This window comes from Marinibaculum pumilum (assembly GCF_042646425.1).
In the GTDB taxonomy this organism is placed as follows: Bacteria; Pseudomonadota; Alphaproteobacteria; order Ferrovibrionales; family Ferrovibrionaceae; genus Marinibaculum; species Marinibaculum pumilum.
The window spans coordinates 619,545-628,242 of sequence record NZ_JBHRTR010000054.1 but is presented as its reverse complement, the minus strand read 5'-3'; the positions used below and the strand labels follow the sequence as shown (position 1 = coordinate 628,242).

The following is an 8,698-nucleotide window of genomic DNA, read 5'->3' as shown; positions in this document are numbered from 1 at the left end:
CCGAGCACGGCGGCGGAAACGTCGGAAGCCTCCGCCCGGGTCGGCACCGGGCGGGAAACCATGGAATCCAGCATCTGGGTGGCGACGATCGCCGGTTTCCCGGCGCGGCGGCATTCGGCCAGGATGTCGCGCTGGTGGTTGGGCACGTCCTCCGCCGGCAGCTCCACCCCCAGATCTCCACGCGCCACCATCACCGAATCGGCCAGGGTGACGATCTCCCGCAGGTGGCGCAGCGCACCTGGCTTCTCGATCTTGGCGCAGATCGCGGCCCGGCCCTCCACCGCCGCGATCGCATCCAGCAGGTCGCCGGGGCGCTGCACGAAGGAGAGGGCGACCCAGTCGACGCCGAGTTCGAGTCCCAGGGCCAGGTCGTGACGGTCCTTGTCCGTCATCGCGGGGACCTGCAGGTCGGTATCCGGGACATTGACGCCCTTGCGGGCGCTCAGCGGCCCGCCGACAAGCACTTCGGTCGCGATCCCGTCGGCGCCGATGCCGGTCACTTTCAGCTCCAGCCGGCCATCGTCCAGCAGGATGCGCTGTCCCGGCAGCAGGGCGTCGAACAGTTCCGGATGCGGCAGGCCGGCGCGCCTGGAATCCGCCGGTTCGCCGGACCGGTCGAGGGTGAAGCGGCTGCCTGCCTTCAGGGTGACATCGGGCCGGCATTCGCCGATCCGGAACTTCGGCCCCTGCAGGTCCTGCAGCACGGCGATGCGCCGGCCCTTGCGCCGTTCCAGCCGGCGGATCACGTCGTAGCGCGCGCGATGCTCGTCATGGCTGCCATGGCTGAAATTCAGCCGGAACAGGTCGACCCCGGCATCGACCAGGGCCTCCAGCATTGCGGGATCGCTGCTGGCAGGTCCGATCGTCGCCACGATTCGCGTGGCGCGCCGGGCGGCGTCCCGCTTCTTTTTCTGGTCCGTCATGCCCCCCGCAATCCCCCAGCGCGGATCCGGAGCCTGTCCCAACATGGTGCGCATGCGCCCTGGGGCTGGCCGCCCCGATGGTCCGGTACCGCTGGTTGCGCAGTCTAGTGTGTTGCCACAGCTGCGGGAAGGCGTGAGCCGCCGCCACAGGGCAGCTGCCCGCAAAAAGGTTCCCTGGAAAAGGTTCGGGGCGGCCCCCCGCGGAGGGCCGCCCCGTTCCTTGTCGCACCGGTCGCTTGCGCAACCGCCTGCCTCTTCGCTTGGTGGGCGCTTCGCCCGGGGTGCCGCCGTGCCGGGGCAATGGAAGCCCGGTCCGGCGGCATCCTTCAGGTTTAGCGGTCCTGGTTCACCTGGACCACGACCCGGCGGTTCTCCGGCAGGCGGACGCCGTCGCCGGTCTGCACCGCAAGGTCGGTCTCGCCCAGTGCCAGGATCTCGATTTCCGCCAGCTCGGTGGCGGTCACGCCCAGATCGGCGAGGTAGTCCTGCACGGCCTCGGCGCGGCGGGCCGACAGGGCCTCATTGTAGGACGCGCTGCCCGAGGTATCGGTGTGGCCGGCGATCACCAGGCCCACGCTCTGCCGCGGCGGCAGAAGACGCGCGAACTCGTTGAGCGCCTGGGCGGCACGCGGGGTGATGTTGGAGCGGTCGAACTCGAAATAGACCACCACCTGCTCGGCCTCGGTCATCACCGCGACCTGGGTCGGCTGCAGTGCCTGCTGCAGGGCCGCGAGGGCAGCATAGAAGTCGTCCTTGCAGGCCCGGATATGGGTGGTCTGCCAGCCTTCCTCCTGCTGCTCCACCCAGCAGTCATACTTGACCTGGGCGAGGGCGGCGATGTCCGGGGCGCGGGTGCGCCCGCCGGCATCCAGCGCCTGGATCAGCTCGGCGCGGCCGGCCTGCAGTTCCGCCATCTCCTGCTGGGTCTCGATGTTCCAGTCGGCGGGATTCTCCGGCATCACCTGCTGGTTGTTCGCAGCGGCGATCGCCTTCTCGGAGAAAAGCTCCGCATCCGGCCAGTCGACCATCTCGTCGCGCTCGTAGAGCGCCAGGTCCTTGTAGTCCCGGGCGAGCTCCGCGCTGAAGCTGTTGCCCGACACGCTCAGGTTCTGAATGTAGTCGCCCTGATAGCCGAACGAGCTGAACATATCGGCGGACGCCTGACCAGCAGCAAACAGCATGGTGGTCGCCGCCAGTACAGTAAGTGCCTTCCGCGGCATCATATCGGATCCCTCCGTCATTACCCCGTAAACTCTGCAATTCCACAGGCAGTCCGTGCGAGGTCAGCGGCACGATCCTCAGCCCGTTTCGTCGATTGCCGGTGGTTTAACGAAGCGGCTTCCCATTGGTTCCGCTCCCGATACCGCGATCGGAAGTTTTGCTCCGCACTGTGATCTCCATCACATCCAGGAAGCGGGAGCGGTCGCGCTTGTCGAAGGGCCGCCCGCCGCCGGCGCCCAGGGTGCCTGTCTCCCGCAGATGCTGGTTCAACTCGCGCATCGCCAGGGCATTGCCGATCCCGTCGGGGGTGAAGGGGCGGCCGTCATGCCCCAGCACGGCGGCGCCCTTTTCCAGGCAGCGGGCCGCCAGCGGGATGTCCCCGGTGATGCAGATGTCGTCGGCGCCGATCCGCTCCGCGATCCAGTCGTCGGCGGCGTCCGGCGTTTCCGGCACCACCACGGAGGTGACCAGCGGGTCGTGGCCCTGGCGCATCCAGCTGTTGCCGACCATGGTGACCGGCAGGTTGTGGCGCCGCGCCACGCGCAGCACCTCCTCCTTCACCGGGCAGGCATCGGCGTCGACATAGATCCGGGTGCCGCTTCCGTCGTCGCTCATGCCGACCCCTCCGCCGCGGCCTCGCGCTTCAGCTCCAGCTCGAGCCAGCGGTCCTCGGCCGTGGCCAGCGCAGTCTCCGCCGTCTCCAGGGCCTTCGCCGCGCGGGCGAAGCCGTCCGGGTCGCGATGGTAGAGGCTGGCATCGTCCAGCACGGCCTTCTGCTTCGCGATCTCGGCCTGCAGCTTCTCCATCCGCTTCTGCAGGTCCTTCACCTCATGCTGCTCGGTGAAGCTCAGACCCTGGCGGGAAGCGCTGCCGCCGCTGCCCTCCTTCCGGCGGTCGGGCGATGCGCCGCCCTTCTCCTTCGGCCGCGTCTTGCCGGCCGAACCACGGCCGGGCGCGGCGGCGGGCCCCTTCTGCGCCAGCATGTCGGAATAGCCGCCGGCATATTCCGTCCAGCGGCCAGGCCCCTCCCAGGCGATGGTGGCGGTGACCGTGCGGTCCAGGAAGTCGCGGTCATGGCTGACCAGGATCACCGTGCCGGCATAGTCGACCAGCAGTTCCTGCAGCAGGTCCAGGGTCTCCAGGTCCAGGTCGTTGGTCGGCTCGTCCAGCACCAGCAGGTTGGAGGGGCGGGCAAGCGCGCGCGCCAGCATCAGCCGCGCCCGCTCGCCGCCGGACAGCACGCCGACCGGCGTGCGGGCCTGTTCCGGCAGGAACAGGAAGTCCTTCATGTAGCCGATCACATGGCGCTTCTGGCCCGCAACGGTGACCATGTCGCCGCTGCCGCCGGTCAGCACCTGGGACAGGGTCCAGGCGGGGTCCAGGCTCTCCCGCCGCTGGTCCAGGGTCACCATTTCCAGATTGGTGCCCAGCCGCACCTTGCCGCTGTCCGGCGCCAGCACGCCGGTCAGCATGTTCAGCAGGGTGGTCTTGCCGGCGCCGTTCGGCCCGACGATGCCCAGCCGGTCGCCGCGCAGGATGCGGGTGGAGAAGTCCTTCACCACCGTCGCGCCGTCGAAGGTCTTGGCGATGTCCTGCGCCTCGATCACCAGGCGGCCCGACAGCTCCGCCTCGCTCTGCACCAGCTTCGCCGCGGTGCCGGTCGGCTGCCGGCGCTCGCGCCGCTCCTGGCGCAGCTGCATCAGGGCGCGCAGGCGGCCCTGGTTGCGCTTGCGCCGCGCGGTCACGCCCTTGTGCAGCCACTCGGTTTCCGCCGCCAGCTTGCGGTCGGCCTTGCGGGCGGCCTCGGCGCTGGCCTCCAGATGCTCGTCGCGCCAGGCCTCGAAGCCGGCCAGGTCGCGTTCGATCCGGTGCGCGACACCCAGCGACAGCCAGACCGTGCTGCGCGCCAGCCGCTGCAGGAAGCGCCGGTCGTGGCTGATCAGCACCAGGGCGCCGCGGAAGGCGGCCAGCTCCGCCTCCAGCCACTCGATCGCCGGCAGGTCCAGATGGTTGGTCGGCTCGTCCAGCAGCAGGATGTCCGGCTCCGGCGCCAGCGCCTGGGCCAGCGCCGCCCGCCGCGCCTCGCCGCCGGACAGGTGTGCCGGATCCTCGTCGCCGGTCAGGCCCAGCTGCTCCAGCAGCAGCTGCGCCCGGTGCTGCGCATCGCCCGGCGCCAGGCCGGCCTCGGCAAAGGCCAGCACGGTGTCGAAGCCGGACAGGTCGGGTTCCTGCGGCAGGTAGCGCATGGTGGCGCCGGGCTGCACGAAGCGCTCGCCGGCATCGGCCTCGATGATGCCGGCGGCGATCCGCAGCAGGGTCGACTTGCCGGAGCCGTTGCGGCCGATCAGGCAGATCCGCTCGCCGGCGGCCACGGCCAGCTCGGCGCCTTCCAGCAGCGGCGTGCCGCCGAAGGTCAGGTGGATGTCGCGCAGGTGGAGGAGGGGCGGGCTCATGGCCGCCCATGTAGCGGATCGCGCGCCCGCGCGACAGGGGGAACGCAACAGGGGGGAACGCAACAGGGGGGAACGCAACAGGGGGGAACGCAACAGAAGGGTGACGCAACAGGGGGCGCGCCGGGAAGGATCCGCGGCGGGCCGGGTTGTCGGAAGATCGGGGCCGCCGCAGCGCCTGGTGACCGGCGTCACGGCGCGACTGGCGGACGCGTGACAGGCTGTGCCCCGTGGGACCGGCTGCCGGAGAATGCGATGACCTTACAGAAGGGGCAGCGCCTGCTGCTGCCGGGCCTGATCGTCCTGCTGGCGCTCTCGATGGCGCTGAAGGCGGTTCATATTCTCGACCTGCTTGGCCTGGGCCTGCCCGCCTGACGGCGCCGCGGCGGAACCGTCCGGACGGGCCGGTCCTCAGCTGCGGGCATGCCGCCGCGCGATCGCCGCCGCGCAGGCCTGCAGCGGCGCCAGCCAGGCGGCGTGGGCGGCGTCCTGCGTCAGCGCGCTGCGGATCCAGACGACATTGACCGCGCCCAGCGGGCCGCGGCGGCCCGGGATCGGCACCGCCAGGCCCTGGATGCCGTCATCCCTGCCGTCCTGGCCCAGGAAGGCGGGGTCGCGGAAGGCATGGCCCTGCCGGCCGGCCAGGGCGATCGCGGCCTCCGGGTCGTCGGCGCAGAGCGCGGCCTGGCGGGCATAGCTGCCGTCGGCGCGCATCTGCGCCAGGGCACGGGCCAGGGCGCGCGGCCCCAGGGCGCCCAGATAGGCGCGCCCCACCGCGGTCGGCAGGGCATCGACCTCGCGGCCGATCGCCTCCGGGTTCATCAGGAACGGGGAGCGCCGGCGGCTGCTCTCCAGCAGCCGCATGCCGGTGCCGGAGAAGGTGAAGACGTCGGACGGCCAGACCAGGGCGGCATTCAGCTCCAGCAGCGGCTCCACCGACGCCTCCGCCAGCCGCCGCTGCGCCAGGGCGGCGCGGGGCTCGTCCACCGGTACGGGATGGCTGCGCGGCCAGTAACGGCCGTCGGACAAAGCGCGCCACAGGAAGCCGCTGCGCTCCAGCTCCGCCAGGATCCGGTGGGTGACCGCCTTGGACAGGCCCGTCGCCTGGCGCAGCTCGGTGAAGCTGCATCCCGGCTGGCGCAGGACATGGGCATAGGCCGCCAGGCCGCGCTGCAGGCTCCGCATCTGTTCGCCTCCGGTCGCTCTCCGCCTGGAGTTCCGCCTGGCGGAACCGCAGTCTTTTCCGCCTGGACAAGCCTGACAAGGGGGAAGCACACTCGCCACAAAGATCGCGGGCCGCGCCATGCCGGCCGAGCGGACCAAACCTGGGGAGGAACCGGCAGGGTGACGAACATCCTGTTCATCATGTGCGACCAGCTGCGCCACGATTATCTGTCCTGCGGCGGCCATCCGCACCTGAAGACCCCGAACATCGACGCCCTGGCCGCCCGCGGCGTGCGCTTCGACCGCGCCTATGTGCAATCGCCGGTCTGCGGGCCGTCCCGGATGTCCTACTACACCGGCCGCTACGTCGCCTCGCACGGGGCGATCTGGAACTTCGTGCCGCTGCGGGTGGGGGAGCGGACGATGGGCGACTATCTGCGCCCGCTGGGCCTGCGCACCGCGCTGGTCGGCAAGACCCACATGGCCGCCGACGAGGCGACGATGGCGCTGTACGGCATCGCCAAGGACAGCGTGGAGGGGGTGCATCTCGCCGAATGCGGCTTCGAGCCCTACGACCGCGACGACGGCATATATCCGCCCGGCTTCACCGAGAAGGGGAAGAAGACCGGCTACTACCGGTACCTGCGGGACAAGGGCTACGACACCGACAATCCCTGGCACGATTTCGCCAATGCGGCGGAGCGGCAAGGCGGCGGCACCGCCTCGGGCTGGTACCTGGCGAATGCGCCGCTGGCGGTGCGCCTGCCGGCGGAGGAGACCGAGACCCCCTACATGACCCGCCGGGCGATGGACTTCATGGCGGAAGCCGGCGACCGGCCCTGGTGCCTGCACCTGTCCTACATCAAGCCGCACTGGCCGCTGATGGCGCCCGCCCCCTACAACGCGATGTACGGCCCGGAGCATGTCGTGCCGGCGGTGCGCGACGGGGCGGAGAAGCAGGCGCCGCACCCTGTCTATGCCGAGTTCCAGAGCCACCCGGAGAGCCTGAACTTCTCCCAGGACAAGGTGCGGGAGACGGCGATCCCGACCTATATGGGCCTGGTGAAGCAGATCGACGACAGCCTGGGCGAGCTGTTCGCGTTCATGGAGGAGAAGGGCCTGATGCAGGACACGATGATCGTGTTCTGCAGCGACCATGGCGATTATCTGGGCGACCACTGGCTGGGCGAGAAGGAGCTGTTCCACGAATGCGCCGTGCGGGTGCCGATGATCGTGGTCGATCCGTCGCCCGAAGCGGACGGGGCCCGCGGCTCCGTCAGCCATGCTTTGGTGGAGGCGGTGGACCTGCTGCCGACCTTCATCGAGTTCGCCGGCGGAACGCCGCCGGATCATGTGCTGGAGGGGCGGTCGCTGCTGCCGCTGCTGCGCGGCCCGGCGGGCAGGGTGCCGGCCGGCTGGCGCGACATGGCGGTCAGCGAGTTCGACTATTCCTTCCGCCGCTTCGCGCGCGAGACCCTGGGCCGCGACGTCGACGAATGCGGCACCACGATGCTGCGCACGGAGCGCTGGAAATATGTCTATTGCGACGGCTTCCGGCCGATGCTGTTCGACCTGGCGGCCGACCCGGACGAGCTGAACGACCTGGGCGGCGACCCGGACCATGGCCCGGTCTGCGCCAGCTTCCAGGCGCGGCTGTTCCTGTGGATGCGCCAGCGCAGGCGGCATGTCACCATCAGCCGGGCCGATATCGCCGCCTGGACCGACAAGGCGATGGGCTATGGCATCCGCATCGGTTTCTGGTCGGAGGACGAGACGGTGCGCGGCCGGCCGGACGAGACGTCGACGCCATAGCCTGCGGAACGGATAACAGGTCCGGCCGGACGCCGGGCCGCGAACGGGAGGAAAGACAGATGACCATCCAGCGCCACCTCGCCGGCGGCCTCGCCGCGGCCGCGCTTCTGGCTGCCGCCGCGGCCGTACCGGCAGCGGCGGAGACGATCAACGTCTCCAGCTGGCTGCCGCCGCAGCACACCCTCCTGGTCAACACCCTGAAGCCCTGGACGGAGGAGGTGGAGAAGCGCACCGACGGCCGGGTGACCTTCCGCTGGCTGCCGAAGCCGGTCGCGGCGCCGCCCAGCACGGTCGATGCGGTGCGCGACGGGCTGGCCGACATGTCCTACGTGGTGCACGGCTTCACCCCCGGCCGCTTCGTCCTGACCAAGGCGATCGAATTCCCGGGCATGGGCGAGAGCGGCGAGATCTCGTCCATCGCCTATCAGCGGGTCTATGAGGAATTCTTCGAGGGCAAGGAGGACGAGGACCTGAAGGTGCTCGCCGTGTTCGCCCATTCGCCCGGCTACATCTACATGCGCGACAAGGCGGTGACGAAGCTGGAGGACCTGGACGGCACCAAGATGCGGGTCGGCGGCGGCCTTGTGAACGACCTGACGAAGGAGCTGGGCGTTTCCTCCGTCCTGCGCCCGCCGGGGGAGACCTACGAGATCCTGGCCAACGGCGTCGTCGACGGCGTGATGTTCCCGCCGGAGGCGATCACCGCCTTCAAGTCCGAGGGCCTGATCAAGCATGTCACCACCATGCCGGGCGGCTTCTACCGGGTCAGCTTCCTGATCATGATGAACAAGGACAAGTTCGAGAGCCTGTCGCCGGAGGACCAGGCGGTGATCGAGGAGCTGTCCGGGGTCGCCCTGGCGCGCTCCGCCGGCCATGCCTGGGACATCCAGGATGCCAAGGCCAATGCCGCCATGGACAAGGAGGGCATCCAGCGCCACGAGGCCGATCCCGCCCTGGTCGCCAAGGTGCAGGAAGAGGCCGACAAGCTGAAGGCGCAGTGGAAGGAAGAGGCCGCCAAGCTCGGTGTCGACGGCGATGCGGTGATGAAGGCGCTGGACGCGGAACTGGCCAAGGCGCGCGCCGAGGTGAAGCAGCAGTAGGGCGGCATCTCGACAGACGGTCCGGATA

Annotated in this window: 7 protein-coding genes; 2 read left to right on the top strand and 5 right to left on the bottom strand. The window is 70.0% G+C overall.

The window, feature by feature from the left end; translation table 11 throughout:
• The 5 genes from pyk to ACFOGJ_RS29780 form a co-directional block, all read right to left on the bottom strand.
• Positions 1-923, bottom strand: a 923-nt coding sequence (gene pyk, locus ACFOGJ_RS29800) for a pyruvate kinase (protein ID WP_379906971.1), incomplete at its 3' end; no start/stop codon positions are given.
• Between the two features lie 332 nt (positions 924-1,255).
• The gene (locus tag ACFOGJ_RS29795; RefSeq protein ID WP_379906969.1) at positions 1,256-2,071 is read right to left on the bottom strand and encodes an OmpA family protein; all 816 of its coding nucleotides are present in this window, start codon (positions 2,069-2,071) and stop codon (positions 1,256-1,258) included.
• Between the two features lie 178 nt (positions 2,072-2,249).
• Entirely contained in the window at positions 2,250-2,759 is a 510-nt protein-coding gene (locus ACFOGJ_RS29790) for a YaiI/YqxD family protein (RefSeq protein ID WP_379906968.1), read from the bottom strand.
• A complete protein-coding gene (locus tag ACFOGJ_RS29785) occupies positions 2,756-4,597 on the bottom strand; it encodes an ABC-F family ATP-binding cassette domain-containing protein (RefSeq protein ID WP_379906967.1) in 1,842 nt (613 codons plus the stop codon). Before ACFOGJ_RS29785 ends, ACFOGJ_RS29790 begins: the two co-directional genes overlap by 4 nt.
• Before the next feature lie 408 nt (positions 4,598-5,005).
• Positions 5,006-5,779: a helix-turn-helix domain-containing protein gene (locus ACFOGJ_RS29780; RefSeq protein ID WP_379906965.1), complete on the bottom strand. Its 774-nt coding sequence runs from the start codon at positions 5,777-5,779 to the stop codon at positions 5,006-5,008.
• A 159-nt stretch (positions 5,780-5,938) separates the two neighbouring features.
• Here ACFOGJ_RS29780 and ACFOGJ_RS29775 point away from each other — a divergent pair, with 159 nt between their 5' ends.
• Together ACFOGJ_RS29775 and ACFOGJ_RS29770 are read left to right on the top strand one after the other, a co-directional pair.
• Complete coding sequence (locus ACFOGJ_RS29775) at positions 5,939-7,570, top strand: alkaline phosphatase family protein (protein WP_379906963.1); 1,632 nt, start codon at positions 5,939-5,941, stop codon at positions 7,568-7,570.
• A gap of 59 nt (positions 7,571-7,629) precedes the next feature.
• Positions 7,630-8,670, top strand: a complete 1,041-nt coding sequence (locus ACFOGJ_RS29770) for a TRAP transporter substrate-binding protein (protein WP_379906961.1) — start codon at positions 7,630-7,632, stop codon at positions 8,668-8,670.
• Positions 8,671-8,698 lie beyond the last annotated feature (28 nt).